Raw genomic sequence first — 26,178 nt, forward strand, 5'->3', positions numbered from 1 at the left:
AGACTTTTCAATTTGGAGTCATTGGGTGGGGTTATCCACGTTCAATTTGATTTATAATTATTTAGGCAAAATATTCTTAATTGTGACAGATTTTGTTTGCCAAATGTTGTAGAGGTAAATAATAATAAAAGAATTTTATGAATTAGAATATATAAAGAATCGTAGAGATTGATAGCTATCTTATGTTCTAATTTAGATAGCTATCAAGCCTGTACCTAAATAATTATATGAGGATATATTTAATTTTTTCCTAGAACGATTAGAAGGTCTATAGTTCTCAATTTTATGTCCGCGTTAGTTTCGACTGTTCCGTGAATCCTTTTTTGTGTAGGTAAAATGATTATAGAAGTCTTTATAGTATTTTTTATAAGGAGTGCCATATATGGATTTAGCTTCATTAAAAATGTATAGGCTTAAATATAAATTGCCACAACCATTTTCTATTGCTACACATACCTGGACTCATTTAGAGACTATTTTAGTTCAACTTCACTATGATCATTTTATTGGTATTGGTGAGGCAGCGCCGTTTGCACTTTCGACTGGAGAAACTTATGATTATGTGGTTTCTCAGTTACAAAAGTTTAAAAGTTATGCGATAAATCCTAATGATGACGCACCACACGTTTTTTATAAGTTCCTCCAAGACAATGTGAACAGTTTTCATGCGACTGCTGCTTTGGATAGTGCTTTTCATGACTTACTAGGAAAGCTCCAAAATAAACCTGTATATGAGCTTTTTGGTAATGAAAGGAATCTCTCACTCAATACCTTGACCATACCGGTTTTAGGGTTAAAGGAAACTAAAGAGTTTGCGCTGAGTCTTCTTCAACATCATCCTCAAGTACAATTAATTAAGATTAAACTGAATAATGATAAAATTAATCCTGAAATAGCAAGGGTAATTAAAGACGTATTTGCCGAAAATGTAGCTTATGTCATTGATCCAAATCAATCCTTTAACGATTCACATCAAGCGATTGAAGTTTTAAAAGAAATACAATCGATTTTGAGAACGGTTATCGCTATTGAGCAACCCGTGGAAAAGCATGATTATCAAGGATTATTTGACATAAAAAGCCAGTTTGATGGGGTCGATATTTATGCTGATGAGAGCATGGTGGGTATGGATGGTCTGGAAAAATTAATTCGTATGAAGGCTGTAAATGGAGTTAATATCAAGATCCAAAAAGCAGGTGGAATTTGGAAAGCAAGGCTTCTGGCGCAAAGAGCTCATGAAGCTGGATTAAAAGTAATGGTTGGCAGCATGATGGAAGGGCCTTTAAGCGTTGCAGCAGGTATTCATTTTGCAGCATCAATGCCCAATGTCGCATTTACTGATTTAGATAGTGATTTATTCATATTTCAGGATTTAAAAGAACCCATTTTTACCCAATCTCCCTATATTCAGGGTATGAGAATACCTTTTAAAAAGCCAGGTCTTGGGATTGAAGTTAATGAGTCTGTTCTGAAACATTTGGCACTACAAAAAGTACTGATTTATGAAGAACTGTAATTGAACGGCTGAGTTGTTATCATAAAACAGCTTGAGGATGAGCCGGGAGTTCCACTTTTTACATATAACTCAATTAATTTTTATTGTACTTATTGATCATGCGGCTCGAAATTTCTTAAAGTATTAATACAACTTGCTCTAACTCCGTAAAATTGGGTTTACAACATAACTATATGTGTTATATCTATTAACTATGTATTGTTATGAGGCACTCAGTAGGAGATCAGTATATGCAATCAAAAAAAGAAGAAATGAAGCGTGCCAATTCACCCGTAGAAAAAAAAGTAGATTATGTTCATGCATTCGAACAGTTCATGCGCACAGATCTCACGCGACAAAATCTCAATAAACCGGCCTCAGCAGCCTATGATCGAATCAAGCAGGAGATAACTGACGCAGAAAAAGAATTAAATACAATAAAAGCAAAAAAAGGAAAAGCTAAAAAGAAAGCTTCATTAAATGAAACGATCATTAAAAAGAAAAAATGGTTAAGTGATGTAGACGATGAGGAAAGTAAAAACTTCTTGCCTCTCTGGTCTGCTATGTTTCATGGTTATCTGATTGATTTAGTGGTTAATCAAAAAGAACATATTAGAAAACAGGGCATAGTTGTTAAAGCAGCTAGTGAAGAATTTGTTAAACTCTTGTTAACAGTTCTCTCACAAAACATTAAAGTCGAAGGAAAAACATATACTGCTGCTGAGTTAAAGGAATATAAAAGTGTTTTTAGTCGGTTTTCTGAGTCAATTAAGACAATCGTTATTGAAAATAAAAATGAAATTACTTTAAAAAGAATTAGGAAGATCCTCTTTGGTAATGATTTAACAATTGAGCATGACTGCAATGGTCATGCAATTTATACCCAAATCTATAAAGAAGGAAAGCAATTAGTCATTACGCATTGCAATCGTGGTAATGGTCAAAGATCAACTTATAATTTAGTTTATCGCATTAATATTGCTGGCTTAGATGTAGCTAAGTTAAGAACAGCCATTGAAACAATTACTGGATTAGGTGTCGTCAACGGTAATGAAGAGAATTATAAGAAATTTTATGATCAATATGATAAGACATTAAAAGATTTAGGTTTCAGTTTTAGCTGGGGCAAACATGTAAAATCCCAAAAAATAGGTAATTGTGTTCTGGCGAATTTAAAAAGTCTGTTGAAAGAACGATTACCTGAAGATGTTTATAAATGGTGTACAACGCAAATGAGGGATCTAAGTACTATCCAACATTTGATAAATCCTATGCTGCAATCAGGAAGAAATCTAAAAAATAAACAATTTAATATTGATATTGATGATGAATTTTTTCACCTAAGACAATTAATTAATTATATTTTTGATAAATCGGTAGAGGGAATAGTCAACTGCTATTTTGATAATCCTAGGAAATCTGAAGCTCTAAAGAAAGCATTCAAGGCTATCGGAAATTATGAGAATGTTATTAATGAAAATAAAGCTTTGAGTAAGGCATGCAGAGCTGATATTAAAAATTATATTCATTCAAAAATAGATACATACAAAAAAATATCAATTAACACCGAAATGCGAAATCCGAAAATATTTTATCAAGTATTGTGGAATGAGGCAGAGAAAATTGGTTCCCTATCCTCTGATGATCTAAGTAATAAAGAGTTTTTCAAACATTTAATTAGAAAAGCTGTGAGCAATCCTCATTTTTTTAGCGATGTTTATGATTATTTTAATCGAGAAAAAAAAGAAAACAGCAGCGTCCTACTTAAATTAGTATTTACCCAAGCGATAGAAATCATAACCGATGATTCTATTCTAAATGATCTCGAATACATTGCTGTCTACCAAGACTCGCTGAGAAGAATACTTTTAAAAGAATGTGAAAAGGTTCCTTGTGATCAAGAACTCATTGCTTTATTAACAAATACTCATTTGACTAATACAGATCCAACTTTGTATACAGCCGCTTCCGCTACTATGAAAGCTCGTAAAAACGATGGTAATAAGTATGAAACGCTTAAATTATTGTTAGAATCTACTTTAAAAAATTGTGAATTTTTAGATTTATTTGTTCGCAAAAAGAAGCCTCCAGTTTCTACTTTTTTCAAACAGCAGCAATCTCAAGGAAGTTTCGATCTTGCTGCTTTTTTTAAAGAAGCGGCAGAATTTGTTATTAATAATACAGGACTCCCTTTGACACAAGAAAAATTGCAGCTACAGATAAGTAAAATTTCTCATAGTACCATTGAGCGTAGGGCTGACAAAGATAAAGTAAAAAGATTTTTAGAACTTTTCTGTTATAAACAATTAATTGATTCTGAAAAAATCAATGCAAAAAATAGAACCTATTGGAAAAATCTGCCTGTACTTGCTAATCAATGCAAACAAATCAACTATTGCTTTCCTGATGCACTTGAAGTAGCAAACAGTGTACTTGATAAGTATCATCAATTAAAAACTTTAACTACGAGATTAATATCTAAACAAGAGGAGTCTCTCTTTGATCGAGTTGAAACTACCAAAAATTGGGGCATGAGGTGGTAGATTGAGTGAGGAAAAATGGCATCTATTAAAAACGTAACAGGATTGCCTTGTTCCGATTAAGTACTTCTACGCTATATTATTTTCCTGGGACAATTCGAATATTAATAAACTGCCAAGGATCGCTTTGATCAATATATTTATTATTTGAATTGCTTCTATCCCGTAGGGGAGTCCAATCTGTATAATAACCACCGATTTTACCAAGATAAGGAGAGGCTAAACTCAAAATATACTCATGGTCCATATTTTCGGGCTCTATAATTCCACGTTCTGGATTTTTAATTGCCCAAATCATACCCGATAAAACTCCAGCTGCAACTTGTAGGCTTGTAGCATTATTATGGTTAGCTAATTTTCTAGCTTCATGTATGGATAGGTGAGAGCCATACCAATAAGCCCCTTTTTTATTCCCCATTAATAAAACTCCGAGTTCATCGGTGCCATCAACAATTTCTTTTAAAATAATTCGTTTTTCTTTTTGAGGCATGTATTTTCTTTGCACGAGCTCTTTTAAAGATAAAATAGCATCAGAGCAGGGATGATAGGCATAATGAACTGTTGGTCTGTAATACACTTTATTGTCTGTTTTTAAAGTTAAATATTCTGCAATAGACAAAGATTCAGCATGAGTAATTAAAAAACCATTAATAGGGCCAGAGTTAGGGGTCCAAGTACGAACTTGAGTCTCTGCTCCTGGCTGACTCAGATATATTCCACAATTTGAGCCAAAGTTGTGATGATTTGCATCATGAGGCCAATGACGTTCATGGCTTCCCCAGCCTAGTTCAGCAGGTCGAACCGCTTCAGAAATTAAGGCATCAACTGACCATGTATTTATAAATTCATCCGTTTTTTTAGTTTGAGAGGAAGTTTGAGTATCATGTTCAGAAATATGTATCGTTTTTATATCAAGATCATGAGCCAATTGAGCCCATTCTACAGCTTTTTGTGGTAGCTCACCTTGCCACTTATTATCTTTTGCCAAATTCCATAAGGCTTGTTTAAGAAAGTGGGATACCAATCCCGGATTAGCTCCATGTGTTAAAACGGCAGTAGGACCCTGCTTTTTATGTTGTAATATCGCATCACGTAACGCATAATTAGAAAGGAGTTGATTATTGCTGTACCTTTCTTCCCAAGATTCAGCGGCTGCATCCAAGTATAATATTTTATTTAACTGGCAATATTTTATTAAGTCAATACTGGATACTCCTACGGATAAATTTAACAAAAAATCACCAGATTTAAGAATAGAGGATAAAAGTTCTTGATAGTTATTTTCTTTAACAGCACTTTCTTTGAATGAGACGTTATAATGGTTTGCTACATCTGCACCTAGATTATGTTTTGATAGGATGTAAATTTGAGAGGGATCTAATTTAAGACATTGAAATAAAAGAGGTAATATTGCTTGACCAATACTTCCAAATCCAAGAATTAGAATTTTATTTTTAAATACTATTTGAGTCGCAGATTTATCCATAACTCCCCCAAATAGAACATCTATTTATTATTAAAATGGAGGTACAAATTCCAGAGTGTTCATCAATATAAATTTAGCTACCTCATTCTATTTTAAGTATAGCTCACAAAGATAATCTAATTATAAAATTTTAATGTAAATACGATCGTTGACTGATGAATTAATTTACAGCTTTCTCATATCTATAAATATATTTGATGAGTCATCATGAAATGATATGCTGAATTAAGTCCACAAGGTAAATTTTTTCTGACTCACCGGTGATTTTTCCTTGTAGAAAAAAATTAATTGATACAGTTCGAATAATTCTATGGATTTACAGTTCAAATTCACTAGATTAAATTACTTTGTGGGCCATAAATAATTTTGCAACCCACCGAGTGGCAAATGAATTTAGTGCATTCAATAAAAAAGGTGCTCAATAAATGAAAAGTTATGAAATGTATATTGATGGAAAATTTACTTCAGCTAAAACCGGAGGCACTCGCGATATTATTGATCCTGGTAATGGCCAATTGATTGCAAAAGTTCCAGAAAGTACCAAAGAAGATGTGGTGCTCGCAATCAACGCTGCACGTAAGGCATTCGATGAAGGTGAGTGGAAAAAAACATCAGCGCTTGAGCGAAGTAAACTATTATTTATGGTTGCCAATTTGATTCGTGCCAATGCAAAAATGTTAGCAGAGCTGGAAACGCGAAACTGTGGAAAACCTTTGGCAGAAGCAGAGTATGATGTGACTGATGCAGCTAATTGTTTTGAATTTTATGCTGGACTTGCTACTAAAATTCATGGCGAAACGATGTTGGTTCCAGCAAACTCTTTTAGTTATGTTGTACGAGAGCCTATCGGAGTGTGTGGACAAATCATTCCTTGGAATTTCCCGCTACTTATGGCTGCTTGGAAACTTGCCCCCGCGCTAGCAGCAGGGAATACCGTACTATTAAAACCTTCAGAACTAACACCATTGACTGCGCTTGAGTTATTCAAGCTGATTGATCAATGTGGATTTCCAGCGGGTGTAGTGAATCTCATTACTGGCCCTGGCGTGGGAGTAGGTGAAGAATTAGCAATGAATTCGATGGTGGATAAAGTTGCATTCACAGGCGGAACAGTAACCGGCAAAAAAATAATGCAGGCCGCTGCGGGAAATTTGAAGAAAATATCATTAGAACTTGGTGGAAAAAATCCAAATATTATATTTGCAGACTGCGATCTTGAGATGGCAATTGATGGTGCTCTTTTTGGTGCTTTTGCCAATCAAGGCGAAGTATGTTCTTCTGGCTCTCGCTTGATAGTTGAGCGTTCTATCCACAAAAAAATCGTAGAAGGGATGTTGAAAAAAATTCCAAATATCAAGCTTGGTCATGGTTTAGATGATGGAGTAAAAATGGGTCCACTGGTTTCAAGTGCTCACCGCGAAAAAGTAGAACATTACGTCAAGATAGGGATTGATGAAGGTGCGAAATTGATTTGTGGCGGGAAACGTCCTCTAGGGGAAGCTTTTGAAAAAGGAAATTTTTTTGAGCCAACTATTTTTGATGAGGTGAGGCCAACAATGCGCATCGCCCGAGAAGAAATTTTTGGTCCAGTACTCGTAGTCATCCCATTTGATAGTGAAGAAGAGGCAATTCAAATTGCAAACGATACCGATTATGGTTTGGCAGCAGCTGTGTGGACCAAGAACCTTACTCGTGCTCATCGTGTGACGTCTCAAATTCGTGCTGGGGTTCTTTGGGTAAACCACTACCATCCAACTTATAATGAAATGCCTTGGGGTGGATACAAGCAAAGTGGAGCAGGTCGTGAGTTAGGTTTGTATGGAATCGAAAGCTATCTTGAAACTAAGCAGGTGAATATTAACCTGGATGAAACACCGATTGGGTGGTACTAATGAATCAAATTGATATTAAAACTCAAATACCAGGACCAAAATCACAAATATTGATGGAGCAACGTTATAAACATGTTGCGCGAGGTCCATTTCATGCTACTCCCATCTTTGTGGAACGAGCAAAAGGTTCTTTTGTAGAGGATGTGGATGGAAATGTATTTTTGGATTTCTCATCTGGAATTGGGGTGGTGAATACAGGGCACTGTCCCGATGCGGTAGTCAATGCAATCAAGGCTCAGGCTGAAAAATTCATTCACACAAGTTTTAATATTCTGCCTTATGAAGGTTATATCAATGTATGTGAAAAATTAAATTATCATACTCCTGGAAGTTTTGAAAAAAAATCAATCTTGTTGAATTCAGGAGCGGAAGCTGTAGAAAATGCGATTAAAATTGCTCGTGCCTATACTGGAAAACAAGCGGTGATTTGTTTTGATCATGCTTATCATGGTCGCACTTACATGGCTATGGCCCTTACAGCGAAGAATAAACCCTACAAGCATGGATTTGGTCCATTTCTTTCAGAAGTTCATCGTGCTCCCTTTCCGTATGAGTATCGTTGGAAGGGAAAAAATTGTGTGGAAGAATGTTTCAATGATTTTTCTGAGCTCGCTAATTTTCGTGTCGGCGTTGAAAATATCGCTGCAGTGATTTTAGAACCCGTGTTAGGTGAGGGGGGATTCCTACCCTTTCCAGCGCCATTTTTGCAAAAACTTCGTGAGTTTTGTACAGAAAATAAAATTGTTTTCATTGCAGATGAAATTCAATCTGGTTTTGGTCGTACTGGAACTATATTTGCGATGAAGACACTGGCAGTGGATCCTGATCTTACTGTATCAGCAAAGGGGTTAGGTGGTGGAACAGTGATCGCTGCTGTGACTGGTAAAGCTGAAATCATGGATGCTGCAATGGTGGGTGGGTTAGGAGGAACCTTTGGAGGGAATCCTCTGAGTTGTGCAGCGGCTCTTGAAGTATTCAAAATCTTTGAAGAGGGGAGGCTTTTGAAAAATGTCGCTAACCTTTCAAAGGTATTTCATTCCAAGCTTTCTGGATTTAAAGAAAAATATAAAATAGTAGGTGATGTTCGTGGTTTGGGTGTTATGCAGGCGATCGAACTTGTGAACGATATAAGTACGAAGGAACCCAATAAAGTAGCGGCGGACAAATTAGCAAGATTTTGTTTAGAGCGCGGACTGATAATTCTCAGTTGTGGGATATACGGAAACATAATTCGCCTCCTCATGCCGCTTTCTACTGATGTAAACGATTTGGAAATTGGACTTTCTATCATTGAGGAAGGACTCAAGACATTATAAAGGTGCTTAGATGAACATTACTGAGATTCATATTGCACAATTAACTATTCCATTAATTCGCCCATTTATAACTGCCGTAAGACGTACGGAATGTGTTGAAGATGTGGTGGTAATGATTAAAACGGATAGTGGCAATTGGGGCTATGGTGCAGCAGCTTCAACGCCAGCCATCACTGGAGACAGTACGGAATCTATTATCATTGCAATTAAAACCATTCTTGGTCCACAGTTAATTGGACGAAGTATTTCTGAATTGAATGTATTACTCCAAATGAATAACCAGGCCATAGTAGGTAATACTTCTGCGAAAGCTGCTATTGATATCGCATTGCATGATTTATTTGCTCAATATTGTGGCTTACCTCTTTATAGATTGCTGGGCGGTAATACGAACAGCATTAGCTCATGTATCACTATAAGCGTTAAAGAGATTGACGCTATGGTGCAGGATGCTATTGACCTAGTCAATCAAAGGCACCAAACTATAAAAATAAAATTAGGATTAGATCCCATTGAAGACATCAAGCGCGTCCATGCTATTCGTCAAGCTGTAGGCAATTCTATCACTTTACTTGTAGATGCGAATCAAGGATGGTCTTATGAAGATGCCTTAAAGGTTATTCATTCATTGCAGCAACAGCATTTGAATATCCCTTTGGTCGAACAACCTATTAGTGCTCAAGATCTACTGAACTTAAAGGCTATTAACGAACAAGTTGACTGTCTTATCATTGCTGATGAGGCTTGCTTTTCACCAGAAGATACTATGAATATTGCGAAAATTAATGCGTGTGATGGTGTTAATATAAAGTTGATGAAATCGGGTGGTATTGAGAATGCTCAAGCGATTTATACTATTGCTAAAACAGCACAAATGAAAATCATGGTTGGGTGTATGCTGGAGTCGCCCATTGGAGTTGCTGCTATAGCCAGTTTTGCTTTAAGTAAGCCTGATATTCTTTATGCGGATCTCGATCCTATTTATTTGATTCGTGACAATTATATTCTTGGTGGGGCACAACGCCTTGGCAATAAAATTATTTTGTCAGACAAGCCTGGTTTGGGAATTGAAGGGATTAGTCAAGGATTAAACCGGATTGGAGTGATCCACTAATGTCTTCGTACATTCAGTTAGCCAGTTTAGCCATTATTGTTCTTTATGTCGTGATGTTATTTTGCGATGTTGATGCATTAATAGCGACCGCACTCTGTGTTGGACTAGGCTATTTGTGGAATCTAAGCAGTCCAATTGACATTGGAACTTCTATGGCTAATGCGTTAGGCTCATTCATGGCCTTAGTTGGATTTATTATCATGCTAGGCCATGGTCTAGGTGAGATCTTAACGCATACTCAGGTCAGCCATACTTTAGTGCACCAAATTGTTTCTGGGATTGGGGTTAATACTCAGCGACGTGCTAAAGTTGGTATTGTGCTTTCATCGTTTATCGTTGTAGGGTTGCTTGGCACCTTGGCTGGAGGATTAGCTATTTTAGCACCCAGTTTACGCCCTATTGCAGGTTCTGTTGGACTATCACGTCCTAGCTTGGCTGTGTTAATGCAGGCTTCCGCTGAAGAAGCTTTAATTCTTGGGCCTTTTGCTCCTCCAGTAGTGACTTTACTGGGTATTACAGGACTAAATTATGAGGTCGTACTTTTGTATGCATCTCTTCCAGTGGCTCTGGTTACTTTAATTACTACATGGGTTATGGCTAACCGATTACAACGAAAATATGCGGATGAATCTTACGAAGAAGAGGACACCTCAGAGCCATTTGTTCCCAGTAAACAACAAAAGCGCACTACTTTGCTTTTTTCGATCTCCTTTATGGCGTGTGTCGTCTATGGCTTATTTGCTCAGGCAAAAACCACCTATGTTATTTTTGTCATGTTATTTCTGGCGCTTATTACTGGATTGACGAGTAGATTAAGCTTAAATCAAATTTTTAAATTGCTCGTTGAGGGAATGCGAAAAAGCATGCATCTCTTCTTTTTGTTTATTTTATTTGATCCTTTTATGGTTTTAATTCATCAGGCTGGAGGATTTAGGGCATTAACAGAACTATTAACACCGTTGATTCATTTAGGTGGAAAACCTGTATTATCGATGCTAATAGGTTTTACAGGGGCTTTTGGTATGCCAGGTGCTGCGGAAGCAACCATTAAAATGCTGCATCAGCTTTTTTTCCCTAGTGTACTTCAGATGGAGTTACCCATGATAACTTTTGCTTTGTGCATGATCTTTGCGACCCGGGTTACTAATTATGCTTATCCTGGTGCTAATATGTTTGCTGCAATGGGTTTTGCTGGCAGCGAAAATGTCAAAGCAATGATACAAAACGGACTAACCGTGACAGGGGCACAAGTCTTATTTCTAATTGTATATAGTTTATTTCTATAAGAGCAGTTATCCATTTTCAATCGCAGCATTACCATGACGTAATAAGTTGGTTTCAAAGTAGAAATGGAATGAGCGCTTTTCTTTCCTTAGGATAATTGGAAAAATGTAAGTGATACCAACGATGATGGGTGATTGCTCGAGGAGCTAAATTGGCTATTGTCCACAAAGTAAACGAAAAACCAGCAAGCGACCAGGTCGCCACGCCCCAACCAATCCATTCGAGAATTTCACCAAAATAGTTTGGACTGCTTAAAAAACGAAACATTCCACCATAGGGTATTTTATAAGATCCGGGTTTTTTATTCTTATTCAGGTCAAACAAAATGTTGTCCGAGTTTTGATTGATTACAAATCCCGAAGCAAAAAGTATCAAACCAACGATAAAATGGGGTGTTTGCAACGTTGAAAGTGTAATTTCTTGAAAATGAGTGAGCCAATAGGCATTTACAAAACCATTCACCGTGGTAAAAATCGTGGCTGATATCGTGATAACAATTGGAACCATTTTTGCATTTTTCAAGCGAAATGGATAGATTAAGGAACGATAGACGTAATGAAATTGCCACATTCCAAAAAATACCCACGTATAAGCAGATGGTTTTGTCATTAGAAAAACAACCAAAAATGTGATCACAGATGGCAATTCCATAAAACACCAAGAAACATTTGCAGGAATTTTAGGCGATTTGTTCTGTTGATCATAACGTCCGTAAGGCGCTCGTTTGAAAAAAAGCGTGAAAAATACGATAACCGCTAAAGCATTCCAGAAATGAAGAAATAAAGTTAGATCGTTTTGAGTCATAATTGTATTTTGCCACACTGTGAAAACCAATGAAGCGTATCATGAATCGTTGTTTCGATTTCAGTTTTTTTGTACCCTAATTCATTTTCAGCTTTCGTACAATCCACTGTTGGTGAATACATCAAAGTTTCAATTGAGTATTTTGTAAAGAGCGGTTCTGTATTCGTGATTTTAGAAAAAAACTCCATGAGGGGTACCACAAAGTAAAGCATGTTTGGGGGAAGAAACATACGAGTCATTTTTTTTTGTTTTACAATGGATATCAATTTGACCAAATGATGCATGTTTATGTCATGGCCGCCTAAGATATAGCGCTCTCCAGATTTGCCTTTTTCAGCAGCAGCTATTGCTCCTTGAACCACGTCACGAACATCAACAAAATTGAATCCTCCTCGCACCAAAATAGGGATATGTCCTTTGTATATTTTAATTATTGCAGTTCCCATGAGGGATAATTTATGGTCATTTGGACCGATTGTTCCTGTGGGATTAACCACAACGGCATTTAATCCTTGCTTACAACTATCAAGCACTATTTTTTCAGCATAGGCTTTAGATTGATCGTAAATATTTACGGATTCTAAAGCAAGGGGGTAATTTTCATTTAAAATAGGAGTAGCATGGGATTTTTTATAATTTTGAATGAGGGCGTGAATGGAACTAAAATGAACTAGCTTTTTTACTTGATTTTTAAGGCAAGCATTGACCACATTTTGGGTGCCTTGGATGTTTGTTTTACGAACTTCCTCTTTTTCTCGATTTGTAATGGTAATTTTCGCGGCTAAATGAAAAACTGTATCAATATCTTGAGTGGCATCATACAAAGATTGCGGATGTAAAATATCTCCTTTGCACACTTCCAAAGGAAAATGAGTAAGGTATTTGGGTATTTCACTTCGCACAAGTATTCGGACATCATATTGTTTTTTAATAAGCTCGGCAACGAGGTTATTTCCAATGTGTCCACTAGCTCCCGTGACTAATATTTTCATGATTGTTGATTTCCTATCCAGCATTTTAAAGTGCCAGTCATAATAAGGCTAGACATTAGGAGTCGGTCTTTCTAAAGACGAATAACCGAGAGAACGACACAATCCCTAAGCGGTCCGCATCGACCAGGGCATTCACAGTCCCTGCAATGAACGTGTTGTAGAAGTCTGAAAATCCTTTTGGAAAAAGACGGACTGTTTCAAGGCCTAAAATCGCATTCTTCACTGCCCGAGAGCGAAGCGCGCCAGCCAGAAGCTTGTTTTCGGTAAAAAAATAGCTCCATCCAAGATCTTTTGAAATCTCTGTTTCAGAGAGTAGGCTTAAGCCCACGCTGCGGGCCGCATCTATCAGATCTTCGCTTGTGTGCAGAGGCGGCATTCCAGTAACAAATTCAATCCGCTCAACCAACGCGCGATGCTGTGGGCTATTCACATCGTATTTGGATGTCAGAACTGCATCATAGACTACATATCGTGCATTTGGTTCCATTACACGATGGACTTGTCCAAAGACTTTTGGAAGCAGGTTTTTGGAAATGTATTTAAGTGAGTAAATGCTGTAAGCTGAGCCCAGGAAATCATTAGGAAACGGCAAATTTTGTGTATAGTCACCTTGTCTGACTTCGCACAAGTGATCCAGATTTTGTTCGTGATTGAGGGCATTCGCTCGTTCTACTTCGGCCTGAGACAATGTGAGCCCAAGCACTTTTCCCTGGGAAAGACGGGCAATATCACGCGCTGCGCCACCAAGACCGCAGCCCATATCGAGGGCTGTTTTTCCCGGTAAAAGACAGAGTACTGAATTGATCCGTCTATGCAAGTTCGAAATGGTTTCCTCGCGTGACTGTCCCACATGATCGGGCGGATAAAAAACCCAACTACTGCCGTAAGCAATTTCAATCACCTCCGCCATGAGGTCATAATAATGAGAAGCAACGACTGCATGGTTATGGGTCTGCTTCGCAAGAGAGAATAGGCGGTCGTGTTCTTTTACAAAAGAGCCCAAGTCATTCCGCTTTAACAGGAAGCGTAACGTCTTCATGTAATTGATTAATAGCGACATAGGTTTCTCCTTGAAATTTGAACGCGTTCCTATTTTATGTGAGGATATCGTGATTTATCCACATCAAATTGTATACCTTTGACTAGGATGTGTGTCAACAGCCCCAGTATGAAGATAAAATTTGTACTGATAGTTGATTTTCTAGGATTATTGCGTTTGCATTTTGTTTCATTTGATCATGAAAACAACTATGCTTTTTATTAATGATCAATTATAAAAATAACGAATTAAGAATTCTGCGTGTTTTTAAGAATTATTAACTTGGATTGATGTTATTCGTTCAGTTCGTGCAAGGGATACAAAAAAATAGCCCAATTCAAGGGATGATAAATTGACGAAAAATGAATAGAAGTGTTGCTCAGCATAATTCATTTACTCAAGAAACCACATGGAGCATACGTATGACCTCATCATTAATGGATTTGAGTTCAGAAGAACGGCACAAAATCTTAGAAAAATGGAATCAAACTGAATCTAAATATCCTCATAATAAAATCATACCGGAGTTGTTTGAGGAACAAATTGAAAAGAAATTACAGCAAACAGCGTTGATCTATAAATCAAATATACTTGCTTACAAAGATATTAATAATCAAGCTAATCAATTGGCGCACCATTTAAGAGAAATAGGGGTCAAACAAAATACCTTAATCGCAATCTGCATGGAGCCTTGTTTTGAATTATTAATCAGTATCTTAGGAATTGTAAAATCGGGAGGTGCTTATATTCCATTGGATCCGAACAATCCTGCACTACGTCAAAAAATCATATTATCTGATTCGCGTGCAAAAATTCTAATTACTCATTCTCATCTAGCGAATCAATTTGAAGGCATGAGACTTTCTCAATTGATATATTGGGATATCGTCAAATCTAAGCTAGCTACATATCCTACCACCAATCCTAAGCATATTAATAAAATGAATGACTTAGCTTATGTAATTTACACATCAGGATCGACTGGGAAACCTAAAGGTGTCATGATAACACATCGTAATGTAAATCATTTTGTGCATTGGTTTGGTAAGGCTATTTCAATTTCATCGAAAGATATTTTTGATTTTTCATCGTCTATCTCATTCGATTTTTCAGTGGCATGTACTTTATTTCCCTTATTAAAAGGAATAAAAATAGCAATTTGTTCTGAAACCGATAAAAAAAATCCTTACTTGTACTTAAAGCATTTACAGGATGCACATGTTTCTATCATTAAAATCACACCAAGTCGTTTTAGACAAATCAACAGTATTGTATTGAGCGAGAAAAAAAAACTTGATTTAAAATACATTGTCTTTGGCGGTGAGACTTTGTTAGCAAAAGATATTAAGGATTGGTTAAAGCAGTTCCCACAGCATAAGCTGTTTTGTGAATATGGTCCCACAGAAGCTACTGTTGCTTCATCATGGATTATTATTGATAAAAATAATATTGATCACTATAAGCATCGAATTCCAATTGGAAAACCAGCACTAAATACGAAATTTTTTATATTGGATAAAAATATGCAACCTGTACCTGTTGGTGCTTTGGGGGAGTTATATATTGGTGGTGATGGCATTGCTAAAGGATATTTAAATAAGAAAAAAATAACAGAGAAACGATTTGTTGATAATCCCTTTAACTCAGGTCGATTGTTTAAAACCGGTGATTTATGTCGCTATTTAAAAGATGGAAATGTTGCTTTTGTTGAAAGAGAAGATCATCAAATTAAAATTAGGGGATTCCGAGTTGAAACTGGTGAAGTTGAAACATGTTTGGCATCGCATGCGAACATTCAAAATGTTGTTATTGTAGTGAGGTCCATGCAGGGAGAGTTTGACGAAAAACAATTAATTGCTTATTGCATTCCCAAAGAATCCGCAAAATTAGATGCGAATGAATTGCGTGATTATCTTAAAAACCAGTTGCCTGATTATATGATACCTTCATTTTTTATGATTTTAGATGAGTTCCCTTTGTCTGCAAGTGGTAAATTAGATACCCATAAATTACCTGGACCCGAAGATAAAGAATGTAACCAAGTTATTGAACCACGAAATGAGATTGAAATGGTACTTAAAAAAATTTGGTTAGAAACATTAAATTTAAAACATCTTAGTATCAATGATAATTTTTTTGACTTAGGTGGCAATTCATTGTCAGCAGTTCGATTAATCACTAAAATTCGAAAAATCACGAATAAAAATATTTTATTACAGGATTTGTATCATACAGAAACACTCGTTGATCTTGCTGAGGTTATCAAGGGTGCAGCAGATATTTCTGAAGATGAAGATGAAAATTATCGTCCATCACGTTTAAAAGCAATGCCATTAAATGAATTGCAATTTTTATTATGGTTAATGAGATTATTTTATCCGAAGTCGAAAGTATCCAATATAGTGGCTAGAAGACGTATAGCTGGAAATTTGGATGAAAAGAAATTAAATTTTGTCTTTGAATTATTATGTAAAAAGCATCCAATACTATGCTATCGCATAGCAAGATATTCACCTTTGCAATATCCACAGAAGAATATGCGTCAATTTAAAGTCATTGAAAAAGATATTAGAGGCTTGAAATTGGAAGAACAAGAGCACGAATTACATAGGTCGTTAGATGATTTAGCGAATCGAAGGTGGAAGAAAAGGCTACCATTAATCCTAGTTAAATTATTCCGACTTGGAAATAATTCTTGTGAACTACAAATTGCCCTATCCCATTTTATCAGTGATGAACTATCGGCGGATATTGTATTAAATGAACTATCTCATGCGTATGTTACGTCTAAGAATGAATCGGAGACAGTTGGGCAACAGGAATTGGTTTTTTACGATCATATTTTACGTGAACAAAGAGATCTTAGTAAAAACTTATCAAGAAATATCGATTTCTGGAGCGATTATTTAAAAAATGTTCCCTTATTGGTTTTCCCGCGAAATCAAATTTTAGAGAGTATTGATTCATCTTGTACTACTTATTTTGAAATACCCAAAAATACCTTGCAAGGATTACAGCACTTTTGCGAAAAAAATCGAGTTAGTATTGCAGATACATTGATAGCAGCAACTGGTTATATTTTGGCACCGTACGTACATGATAAAAATAAAATAGTGGCTATGAATTTTGTTAAATCAATTCGTAATAGTGAGATCTATGATAATGCAATAGGTCTTTTTGTTCGAAGTGATGTTATTAAAATCGACTTAAATCAACAAGTCACCTTATTTAAATTAGCAAAGCAAATACAGAGTTCGCGAATTGAAAATTATTCTTATCAAGCATGTCCCGTTATTATAAAAATTGCGTGTCTTTTAAAAAAAGATTGGGAAAACAAAAAAATTAGAAATTTTTTTGTAACGCTTGTCGCAAAAATATATACGTGTATTTTCTATAAATATAAATTAAATTATGAAATTTTATTGATGTTTGGTCGCGTATTTTTGGCACGTAAAAAACACAGTTTTCTAGTTAATATCAATATTATGAATAATTTTATTTATGATAGCTCTGAAACCAAATTGTTAGGGTTTAAGCAAAAGCCATTTAAAGCATATCATGATGATAAGTTGGTTGAAAAAAATGTATTGAATGTTTGGTTTAATCAAGACGGGGATGGTACGTCATATCTCATAATTTCGGGTAATTTAAAGTCTGAATTTCGAAATACTCTTGGTACCCATTTATTAGAAATAATGGCCTCGTGTACATTACAGTGAGCTTTTATTCGTCCTGATCCTATGCTTTATCCATATATAATTTTGCGGTGCATTGTTTTAAATAATCGATGCACTTAAATAATTTTTTCCAACATTCAAGACGAATATTAGGATCAATTGTATTAACGGCATAAGTTGTATCTAAGTCAGTCACCTTTTCATGAGTAACATAGTAACATTTATTATCTTTCAATGATGAAATAACTCGCACTAAATTAAAATTCTCAAAATGCAGCATACAATCATCTGGCACAGCAAAACCTGCTGGTAATATTCCTTGCTTCACTGCATTGATATAGGCATCCATGCGTTCTAGATATTGATTATCGCTATAAATGCACAGCGATTTTATTTTAGAATTAGCATGAGGACAGAAACTTTCTTTAAACCAACCTAAGCAGAGTAACGCTTTATATTGTCCAAATGTAGAGTCACTTAATCCTGAATGAAAGGGATACATGCCTCCAGCACTTACACCGGCTAAAATGGGCAATCGTTTTTCGGATTTCAATTTATTTAAAACAAAATTAAATCCAGATTTTTCCCATGTTTTCAACATTTTTTCTGTATTACCACCACCAACAAAAAGTACATCCTGTTGAGTAAGATAGTTTTCAAGTTGTTCTTTTGTTAACTGTGATTTTGTCAAGATTAACTCTGAAGTAATGACCTTTTTTCCAAATTTTGCACGAACAAATCGAGTAAAGAAAATTCGCTCGATCAATCTATCATTACTGGCTGTGCCGATATAACAAAAACGAACATTCGATTTTTTTATTAAACTAAAAGCATACTCCATAAATCGATTGAGAGTATGATTTAATTTCATAAAATTACTGTCATCAAAGCTCATTAACAACATATGACTCATGCTTCTGCCTGCTATTAAAGAAGGAATTCGTGAGAATATTTCTAATTGGTATGCTTGTATTAATAATTATAGCATGTGTATATAATCCTAAATTCAACTGCCGAATTTAGGAGCCAATAAAGTAAAGTTTGGCTTCAGTGAAATGTCTTGTTACTTCATAATGTACTGTTTTGCTGCTTAGGTTTGCCTGGCGTAATTGATTCATAAGTGTTTCATTGTGACGAAAACTGTCAATCCATTTTTTGACTCTTTTTAGACGCCATATATGTTTGTAAATTTTTTTATTCTTTATCTCTTTAATAACAATAATCCTAGGTAACTTAAAGGGCAGCAATTCTTCATTGACAAGAAGTATTGCCAGTAGCCAACGTAGCGAAAGGAATGAGGGGTAAAAGTCGCCACTGCGGTGGCTGATATTTTTTAAAACAGCCCCTGTTTTATCTTTAAATTTTATATTTCCTGCAGTCAAGCAGCATGCAGTCTCTAGAGGGTCACCGGTCATTTGAAAATGTTTCGGTGCTTTATTATGAGGACGAGTTTCATAAGCAAACCACAACTTACCTGCGGTATCTACTAAAAAGCGAAAAATGGTTTCTTCTTCTTGTTCCAGTAGTTGATTTAAAGTAGATAAAGACTTTATAGAAAAAGAATTAGCTTCACAATTAACGGCTGTTTTCCCTGCATAAAAAATATGAGTTGGATCTGGCGGACTTGAGAAAAATTCTTTATCTAATTGGACACGTTTTAAAAATGTAATCATATTTTTTATTAGGGTAATGGGGCACTAATTAAATGAATCATAACAAACAAATAGACATCGTCAAGTTAATAAATCCAGTGTAAAAAATACCAATATCTTAAATTTTAGGCGCAAATAAATCCAAAAGGAGCATCGTCCTAAATTGGTTTTGCCTTACCAAACTGCTGCCATTGTATGAGTTTTTGATTAAAATATCCTCCGATGAAGATAACAAAGAGGGTACTCCAATAACTTCGAACTCACGTTTTAGATATAAAAGGATTGCAAATTTAATGTAACTCGATAACATGATCTGCAAAGAAATAACAAAGGAATGTCATGAAACTTGCACTATTTACTATCGCTTTATTAGCTCCTGGAGTTGCTTCTGCCTCAACCACAGCTAATAGCTGGTATTCCAGCGGTTTTGGTGGTTACACATACTTATCGTCTAATGTAGAAACACGTTATTATGGTTTCTTGCTCTCTGATGTGCATTATCGCTATGGTTATAATGTGGGTGGTAGCATTGGATACCAAAGTAATCCTATTCGTTATGAATTTCAATATACTTATTTATATGCTGATACGAATCAGTATAGTGTAAATCATAAAAAAGCATTGGATATCGATGGTGGTACTAGAGCAAATATTCTTATGGCGAATCTTTATTATGATTTTCCGGAAATGTTGGGTGAAATTTCTCCCTTTCTTGGGGTAGGTATTGGCTATGCCTTTATGCACGCCACTTTAAACAGTACCAGCCGTTTCCACCGTCCTCATTTTAATACAGACCTAAACTCCTTTGCTTATCAAGGAACGGCAGGGTTGACTTACAATTTTATGGAAAATTTTGCAATCAATGCAGCATATCGCTATACAGCTACAACCAATAAAGGTAATTGGGGCAGAACCCTCCAAGCACAAATGGGTAATGTTGGCGTAGTTTATCGGTTCTTTACTTAAACTCCTTAAGCCAATTTTAAAGGCTTTTCATTGATCTGACTTTGTAGATTTTGAGGTAATAATCGTATCTTTCTCTCTTTTTAGCCTTTTATCTACTTTCAGGCTTTTTTTGTATTGGAAAAGAATGCCTGTTATAATAAATATTAACCAAATTGATTTAAATATGGTTAATGTGTGTAATTATGAAAGAAAAAATACCCCAAGACATTATTTTAAAAGAAGAAAATAAAGTTGGGTCAGATATTATTATTGGTGATGTCCATGGAAATGCGAACTGTTTTAAACAAGATTTAGAATCTCTTTCAAAGACAGATCGCTTGTTTATTGTTGGTGATTTAACAGATAGAGGACATAACAGCCAAGAAGTTATTAGGCAAATATTAAGCCATAAAGAACAAATATTTTCTATTCGCGGCAATCACGAGGATATATGTTTAGCAACGATAAATGCCTTAGAACGATTAACTCAAGAAAAGAGTAGCTTTATTTTTAATGATACTCATCCATTAAGAGATTATATAAAATCGGGTAAAAAATCTTCACGTAAGCTGGCTCTATTATTGAAAAGTTTAGATGATTTATATGCCCATGAACGTGAATATAAAGCTTTGGGAACAACCATTATTAATGGTGGGAGTTGGATAATTAAATTATTTCTAAACGAATTGGAGAATAAGAGCATTAGATGTTTAGGAGGAGCGATTCAATATCAAGAATTCAGTGAAATAAAATCCATCAAAGAATTTATGGAGCATTTACCTTATATTATTCATGTCACAGGAAAAAAGCCGTTTAATATCGTCCATGCAGATATGCCCTTTGAGGATGTAGAACTTTATAAACGAATCGCTCATAATAACATGACATTAACAAATAAAGAAAAAGTCTATGCTACTTGGGCGCGTCACGATGATCCTAAGTTGGAATTAAAGATTAGAACTAAAAAAAGACATAAAGGATCTATTCCATCCTATGTTGGTCATACCCCAATAGTGAAAGAGGAAAAATTCGTACCTATCGTGCGTTATGATTCAAATACAATTAATTTAGATGTAGGCACCTATGCACTTAATGTGAGTCTTGCTGTGAATCATACTAAGGGATGTTCAGAATATATTGGAAAAAAAGATAAGTTAAATAAATCTATGCTAGAAAAACAAGTAGAATTAAACCACCATTTACAAAATAATCCTTACGATCCTTCATTATATAAACTGGATCTTGTGAAATCATCCAAAGAAAAAGTTTCATTTAACTTTAATTCATTTTGGAAACCTCACTATGAGCGAATAGATGAGGAGGACAGACAAGATACTTATCTTAATCGGGGTGACGATAATAATTTAAAGCCTAAATAATAAGACATTACTACTCTCAAGTCGGCTCTTTATTTTTGCTAACTATTCACTTCTATAAAATACTACTGCATAGTGTATGAAGCACTTTGTAGTTTTGTATTAAGAAAAATTAATTTGACGAATAAGAACTTGGTGTAGCACATAGTCATGAATATTTTATTATTAGTCTTTGTTTTATTAGTTTGGGGTATGAACTGGCCTTTAATGAAGTTAGCGATGAATTTTCTTCCTCCTCAATGGTTTGGTTTTACACGAACGCTTACAGGCAGCTTATTTCTTTTTTTATTAGTCATCATTCAGAAAAAAATGACTTTTCCAAAACGAGGAGATATTGCTCATTTATTGAGTGTTGGTGTATTACAAATTGGTCTTTTTACGGCATTGGTTAATTTTGGTTTATTTTATAGTGGGGTAGGCCATGCCGTTATTTTAGTCTATTCCACGCCTCTTTGGGTGACACCTATAGCGGTTATATTCTTTGAGGAGCGTTTGAATTTTATAAAAACCTTGGGCTTAATTGTTGGTATCTTAGGTATCGTAGTTCTTTTTAATCCCTTTAATTTTAATTGGTCCGATCATAATGCATTAGTCGGCAGCATTGCATTATTCTCGGCAGCACTTTTATGGGCGATTGCTATTCTTCATGTTCGTTTTGTGCCTTCGCAGTCATCAATAGGGCAACTCATGCCTTGGCACCTGTTAGTAGGAGCGATGATACTTGCAATCAGTGCTCTTGTTTTTGAACCCCATCCAGTGCTCCACTGGACTACGTTCTCAATATTATTGAATCTTTATATGGGAACGATTGCCACGGGTTTGGCTTTTTGGGCGGCTGTTGAAATGAGCAAACGTTTTCCTGCGGTCACTACTTCTTTATCTTTAACCGGAGTACCAATTATCGGAATTATTTGTTCTTTATTATTCCTTGGAGAAAAACCAACCCTGACGGTCTTGATATCTCTTGCACTGTTAATCATAGGTTTGGTTTGTGTTATTTTAGGAGATTATCAAGAAAAGAAATCGTAAACTAACTATACATTCCCTAGTATTAAAATTTTGATTTAATTTTGTTATAGGTAAAATAGGCAACAGTCAAAATCGCACCTGAAATGAACCCTGTAAAGACATTAACTCCCATAGATATAATGGATGACAGATTTTCTGTGTAATGAGGATGGCAGGTATTTCATGAGTAATAATACTGCCTCCTACTAAAAACATAGCGATTGTTCCTACTGTACTTAAAATTTTCATAAGTATAGGAGCCGCATCAATTAAAAGAATCCCAATTTGTTTCAGTGGATGCCTTTTTTCACGTAAAATGAAGCCTAAATCATCTAATTTTACAATGCATGCAACCAAACCATAAACCCCAATAGTCATAATTATTGAAATTATAGCTAGTACGATTAGTTGGTTAATCAGGGATGTAGAAGCTACTGCGCCTAACGTTATAACAATAATTTCAGCTGATAATACAAAATCCGCGCGCACAGCACTGTTAATTTTTTCTTTTTCGAATTGGTGTAAATCGATATGTTGCAAATCTATTTTCTTTGAATCATCGTTTTTTTTATGGAAAACCTTCTCTACAATTTTTTCAAAACCTTCAAAACACAAATTCGAGATGAAGAAATGATTTATATAGGTGTTTTCATAGTTTTAATCCTTAATTCCATAATGAAGAAAATAGGTAACTTCTCATCAAATAAAATTTATTATGATTGAAACATAAAGAGATTATTAGTTTTTGTTCAACTTTTTTAATAATAGTGGCGAAACACATATATAATTATATGAAGTATATTCAGATTATAGTATTAAATATTTAATTGTTCCGGTCTTAATTTTATAAAAAAAGGATTTTTATATGGCTAAGAAAGCGGATAAACCAATTGTCATAATCACGGGTTCTAGTGGCCGAATTGGGACTGCTCTTGCCAATGCTTTACGAAAATCCTATAAAATTGTTGGATTTGATCAAGATAAAGATGCTTGTGAAATTCCGTGTGACATTACTTCAGCTACTTCATTAGCTTTATCTTTTCGATTATTTAAAGAGAAATATGGGAGTAAAATTGCGGCAGTGATTCATCTTGCTGCCTATTTTGATTTTACAGGCGAAGAGTCGCCTTTGTATCAGTCTGTAAATGTAAATGGTACAAAAAAGTTACTTATGGCATTACAAGATTTTGAGGTGGAGCGATTTATTTACGCCAGTACTATGCTCGTACATGAGCCTTGTATTTTAGGCGAAGTCCTTAATGAAAATGCGCCTCTTAAGCCGAAATGGCCCTATCCAAAATCCAAATTAGAAGCTGAAAAGGTAATTAAAAAATATCATGGTAAAATACCTTATCTGATTTTACGCTTAGCAGGTTTATATGATGACGTGACCTGTGTTCCGACACTTGCGAACCAAATTGCTCGAACATATGAACGAGAGATTAAAAGTCATCTATACGCGGGCGATTTAAATGTTGGTCAATCATTTATTCATCAGAAAGATTTAATAGACCTTTTTAAAAAAGCTCTTTTTTACCGGAATGAATTATCCCAAAATGAAATAATCCTTGCAGGAGAGCCCAAAACAGTCAGTTATGGAAAATTACAAAATCTTATAGCTCAATTAATTCATGGAGAACAATCTTCTCTCTATAAGGTTCCATCTTCCGTTGCTAAAGCAGGTGCGTGGCTTGAGTACCAGGCAGAACCATTAATACCTGATGATTTTGATCAAGGGGAAAAGCCATTTATTCGTCCATTTATGATTGATCTTGCTTCAGATAATTATGCTTTAGATATTACTAGAGCAAAAAAATATCTGCATTGGGAGCCTAAATACTCAATTGAAGAAACTCTTCCTAAAATTATCGATTCTTTAAAGGCCGACCCAGAAAGTTGGTATAAACAAAATAGATTAATCCAACCAGACTGGATGGCTGCTATTAAGCATAATCCAGAGAAAATACGCTCTCTTTATGAGATTAACTTTCGCAAACAACACCAGCAAACCCTATGGGCACATTTTTTAAATATGGGTTTTGGCTTGTGGCTTATAATTTCACCAGCATCCCTAGGATATACATCTTATCCTCTAATATTAAGTGATATTATTAGTGGTGGTGCACTTCTTTTATTTGCATCTTTAAGCTTATCCTGGCGTTTATCATCAGCTCGATGGGTTTGTGCTTTGATTGGTCTGTGGTTAATATTTGCCCCTTTGGTTTTTTGGGCGCCTACAGCTGCTGCGTATTTAAATGATACTCTTATTGGAGCACTAATTATTGGTTTTTCTGTACTAATTCGACCTGAAATAGGGGTGGCTCCTAATGCGGCTTTAGAAGGGCCGGTTATTCCTCCGGGATGGGGCTATTCACCTTCCAGCTGGTTCCAGCGGCTGCCAATAATAATCTTAGCTTATGTAGGTTTTTTTATTTCACAATATATGGCGGCTTATCAACTCGGTCATATTGATCATGTATGGGAACCATTTTTTGTGGGTTATTTACCCGATGCAAAAAATGGAACTGAAGAAATTATTACCTCTTATGTATCTAAAGCATTTCCAGTCCCAGATGCAGGATTAGGTGCTACGGTTTACATTTTAGAAATTTTAACAGGGATTATTGGTGGCCAAAATCGGTGGCGTACCATGCCATGGTTGGTACTTTTGTTTGGTTTTATGATTGTGCCATTAGGAATAGTCTCTATTACCTTTATCGTCATTCAACCAATTCTATTAAATACATGGTGTACTTTATGTCTAATTGCCGCGGTTGCCATGCTTATCCAAGTCCCCTATTCTTTTGATGAGATAATTGCAACGTGTATTTTTCTTTGGCGAAGATGGAAAGCTGGGAGGCCATTATTGAGAATTTTCTTTGTTGGTGATAGCGATGAGACAACACAATCCAAAAAAGAATTAGATTCTTTTGAGCAATCGCCTTTTGTAATTCTACGAGAAATGTTAAGTGGAGGCATCACTTTGCCTTGGAATTTAATGGGATGCATCCTCATTGGTATCTGGTTAATGTGCACGCGTATTGTTTTGGATACAACGGGACCAATGGCTAATAGTGATCATCTCATTGGTTGTCTTATCATAACGGTAACCATAACAGCATTAGCTGAAACAGTTCGTATCTTGCGCTTTCTTAATTTATTTTTTGCTGTTGCTTTGTTAATTACACCATTTATTTATCATGCATCAGGATGGGGGATCTTTGCAAGTCTGATTAGTGGCGGTCTTTTATTCTTCTTATCCATTCCACGGGGGAAAATTCGATTCTCTTACGGAACTTGGGATAAAGTTATTCGTTGATCAATCGTATTATAGGAAAATCAATTTCGCCCTGGGTTAAATCTTTTTAGCTTTGGGATTTGACTTTATTTTTTGTTTAGAGTCCTTATGTTTATTCACTTTGTCACAAACTTTTCCTGTAAGCGGGGCGCTAGGTGTAATGTCGCAAATATGTTCAATATGAGTGACTTCAGGATGCTTTTTCTCTTCCTTGTGTTTTTTCATAACATATATTCCTTGAGCTGATTATTTATAACATA

General features: G+C 35.5%; 19 protein-coding genes. 11 read left to right on the forward strand and 8 right to left on the reverse strand.

Annotated features, from left to right (window positions below):
• Positions 1–382 precede the first annotated feature (382 nt).
• Together Lgra_RS07480 and Lgra_RS07485 are read left to right on the forward strand one after the other, a co-directional pair.
• Entirely contained in the window at positions 383–1,516 is a 1,134-nt protein-coding gene (locus Lgra_RS07480) for a mandelate racemase/muconate lactonizing enzyme family protein (protein WP_058498626.1), read from the forward strand.
• A 230-nt stretch (positions 1,517–1,746) separates the two neighbouring features.
• Positions 1,747–4,038: a hypothetical protein gene (locus tag Lgra_RS07485; protein WP_238584386.1), complete on the forward strand. Its 2,292-nt coding sequence runs from the start codon at positions 1,747–1,749 to the stop codon at positions 4,036–4,038.
• Between the two features lie 76 nt (positions 4,039–4,114).
• Here Lgra_RS07485 and Lgra_RS07490 read toward each other — a convergent pair whose 3' ends face one another.
• On the reverse strand, positions 4,115–5,521 hold the full coding sequence (locus Lgra_RS07490; RefSeq protein ID WP_058498628.1) for a saccharopine dehydrogenase C-terminal domain-containing protein: 1,407 nt from the start codon (positions 5,519–5,521) through the stop codon (positions 4,115–4,117).
• Positions 5,522–5,946: 425 nt separating this feature from the next.
• On the opposite strand from Lgra_RS07490, the gene Lgra_RS07495 reads away from it, so the two are divergent.
• From Lgra_RS07495 to Lgra_RS07510, 4 genes are read left to right on the forward strand one after another with little or no spacing between them, the layout of a single operon-like run.
• Positions 5,947–7,413: an aldehyde dehydrogenase family protein gene (locus Lgra_RS07495; protein ID WP_058498629.1), complete on the forward strand. Its 1,467-nt coding sequence runs from the start codon at positions 5,947–5,949 to the stop codon at positions 7,411–7,413.
• A complete protein-coding gene (gabT, locus tag Lgra_RS07500; RefSeq protein ID WP_058498630.1) occupies positions 7,413–8,729 on the forward strand; it encodes a 4-aminobutyrate--2-oxoglutarate transaminase in 1,317 nt (438 codons plus the stop codon). Before Lgra_RS07495 ends, gabT begins: the two co-directional genes overlap by 1 nt.
• 10 nt (positions 8,730–8,739) lie before the next feature.
• Positions 8,740–9,843: a dipeptide epimerase gene (locus Lgra_RS07505; RefSeq protein ID WP_058498631.1), complete on the forward strand. Its 1,104-nt coding sequence runs from the start codon at positions 8,740–8,742 to the stop codon at positions 9,841–9,843.
• Positions 9,843–11,129: a GntT/GntP/DsdX family permease gene (locus Lgra_RS07510; protein ID WP_058498632.1), complete on the forward strand. Its 1,287-nt coding sequence runs from the start codon at positions 9,843–9,845 to the stop codon at positions 11,127–11,129. Before Lgra_RS07505 ends, Lgra_RS07510 begins: the two co-directional genes overlap by 1 nt.
• Positions 11,130–11,181: 52 nt before the next feature.
• Here the strand turns inward: Lgra_RS07510 and Lgra_RS07515 are convergent, their stop codons facing one another.
• The 3 genes from Lgra_RS07515 to Lgra_RS07525 are packed head-to-tail and all read right to left on the reverse strand — an operon-like array spanning position 11,182 to position 13,983.
• Positions 11,182–11,949 carry a methyltransferase gene (locus Lgra_RS07515; protein WP_058498633.1) on the reverse strand — a complete coding sequence of 256 codons (768 nt, stop codon included), beginning with the start codon at positions 11,947–11,949 and terminating at the stop codon, positions 11,182–11,184.
• Entirely contained in the window at positions 11,928–12,923 is a 996-nt protein-coding gene (locus Lgra_RS07520) for an NAD-dependent epimerase/dehydratase family protein (RefSeq protein WP_058498634.1), read from the reverse strand. The genes Lgra_RS07515 and Lgra_RS07520 overlap by 22 nt, the downstream gene beginning before the upstream one ends.
• 55 nt (positions 12,924–12,978) lie before the next feature.
• On the reverse strand, positions 12,979–13,983 hold the full coding sequence (locus tag Lgra_RS07525) for an SAM-dependent methyltransferase (protein ID WP_058498635.1): 1,005 nt from the start codon (positions 13,981–13,983) through the stop codon (positions 12,979–12,981).
• Between the two features lie 341 nt (positions 13,984–14,324).
• On the opposite strand from Lgra_RS07525, the gene Lgra_RS07530 reads away from it, so the two are divergent.
• On the forward strand, positions 14,325–17,681 hold the full coding sequence (locus tag Lgra_RS07530; protein ID WP_083502869.1) for an amino acid adenylation domain-containing protein: 3,357 nt from the start codon (positions 14,325–14,327) through the stop codon (positions 17,679–17,681).
• A gap of 19 nt (positions 17,682–17,700) precedes the next feature.
• Here the strand turns inward: Lgra_RS07530 and Lgra_RS07535 are convergent, their stop codons facing one another.
• Together Lgra_RS07535 and Lgra_RS07540 are read right to left on the reverse strand one after the other, a co-directional pair.
• Positions 17,701–18,552, reverse strand: coding sequence for a Type 1 glutamine amidotransferase-like domain-containing protein (locus Lgra_RS07535; RefSeq protein ID WP_083502870.1), 852 nt, complete (start codon positions 18,550–18,552; stop codon positions 17,701–17,703).
• Positions 18,553–18,658: 106 nt separating this feature from the next.
• Positions 18,659–19,312 carry a hypothetical protein gene (locus Lgra_RS07540; protein ID WP_058498638.1) on the reverse strand — a complete coding sequence of 218 codons (654 nt, stop codon included), beginning with the start codon at positions 19,310–19,312 and terminating at the stop codon, positions 18,659–18,661.
• 318 nt (positions 19,313–19,630) lie between these two features.
• On the opposite strand from Lgra_RS07540, the gene Lgra_RS07545 reads away from it, so the two are divergent.
• The 3 genes from Lgra_RS07545 (at position 19,631) to Lgra_RS07555 (ending at position 22,641) form a co-directional block, all read left to right on the forward strand.
• Entirely contained in the window at positions 19,631–20,257 is a 627-nt protein-coding gene (locus Lgra_RS07545) for an outer membrane protein (RefSeq protein WP_058498639.1), read from the forward strand.
• Between the two features lie 182 nt (positions 20,258–20,439).
• Positions 20,440–21,615 carry a metallophosphoesterase gene (locus Lgra_RS07550; RefSeq protein ID WP_058498640.1) on the forward strand — a complete coding sequence of 392 codons (1,176 nt, stop codon included), beginning with the start codon at positions 20,440–20,442 and terminating at the stop codon, positions 21,613–21,615.
• Positions 21,616–21,762: 147 nt separating this feature from the next.
• Complete coding sequence (locus Lgra_RS07555) at positions 21,763–22,641, forward strand: DMT family transporter (protein WP_058498641.1); 879 nt, start codon at positions 21,763–21,765, stop codon at positions 22,639–22,641.
• Positions 22,642–22,707: 66 nt separating this feature from the next.
• Here the strand turns inward: Lgra_RS07555 and Lgra_RS07560 are convergent, their stop codons facing one another.
• Positions 22,708–23,235: a DUF808 family protein gene (locus Lgra_RS07560; protein ID WP_238584387.1), complete on the reverse strand. Its 528-nt coding sequence runs from the start codon at positions 23,233–23,235 to the stop codon at positions 22,708–22,710.
• 250 nt (positions 23,236–23,485) lie between these two features.
• On the opposite strand from Lgra_RS07560, the gene Lgra_RS07565 reads away from it, so the two are divergent.
• Positions 23,486–25,939 carry a vitamin K epoxide reductase family protein gene (locus tag Lgra_RS07565; RefSeq protein ID WP_058498642.1) on the forward strand — a complete coding sequence of 818 codons (2,454 nt, stop codon included), beginning with the start codon at positions 23,486–23,488 and terminating at the stop codon, positions 25,937–25,939.
• 36 nt (positions 25,940–25,975) lie between these two features.
• On the opposite strand, the gene Lgra_RS17790 is transcribed toward Lgra_RS07565, so the two are convergent.
• Positions 25,976–26,143 (reverse strand): hypothetical protein, encoded by a 168-nt coding sequence (locus tag Lgra_RS17790; protein WP_157068260.1) that lies wholly within the window; start codon positions 26,141–26,143, stop codon positions 25,976–25,978.
• Positions 26,144–26,178 lie beyond the last annotated feature (35 nt).

The organism is Legionella gratiana (genome assembly GCF_001467695.1).
Taxonomy (GTDB): domain Bacteria; phylum Pseudomonadota; class Gammaproteobacteria; order Legionellales; family Legionellaceae; genus Legionella; species Legionella gratiana.